This window comes from Oleiphilus sp. HI0080 (assembly GCF_001635135.1).
Window position 1 is genome coordinate 1 of sequence record NZ_LWFU01001049.1, and the last position, 559, is coordinate 559.

The 559-nt window shown below is 47.2% G+C and carries 1 protein-coding gene and 1 pseudogene; both read right to left on the bottom strand.

Annotated elements, in window-relative coordinates:
* On the bottom strand, positions 1–172 hold a 172-nt coding region (locus A3751_RS21950), incomplete at its 3' end, for a GTP-binding protein (RefSeq protein WP_231876942.1).
* Between the two features lie 23 nt (positions 173–195).
* Positions 196–559, bottom strand: a pseudogene (gene fusA / locus A3751_RS19530) (elongation factor G); the annotation flags it as partial.

Consider the following 559-nt stretch of genomic DNA (forward strand, 5'->3'; position numbering starts at 1 on the left):
CACGCTCTTCTGGAGCGTTGTCGATGTTCGCGAAGTCAACCTTCTCACCACCGAATACTTCAGCACATACGCGAGTAAGTGCTGCCGTTAATGTTGTTTTGCCGTGATCAACGTGCCCAATGGTTCCCACGTTAACGTGCGGCTTAACTCTTTCAAACTTTGCTTTTGCCACGGTAAATTCCCCTTAGCTCTGATTTAATGCCTATTAATGATTACTTCTGCAATGTTTGACGGCGCTTCTGAATACTTCAAAAACTCCATCGTATAAGTTGCCCGACCCTGCGTTGCAGACCGCAAATCCGTCGCATAACCAAACATTTCTGATAACGGGACCTCTGCGTTGACGACTTTTCCGCCCGGACCATCATCCATACCTGAAATCAGCCCTCTTCGGCGGTTTAAATCACCAACCACATCACCCATATTCTCTTCCGGCGTCACCACCTCTACCTTCATTGTAGGCTCAAGCAAGACAGCCCCACCTTCTTCAGAAAGCTTTTTGGTAGCCATACTACCTGCAATCTTGAACGCCATCTCATTCGAATCAACATCATGATAA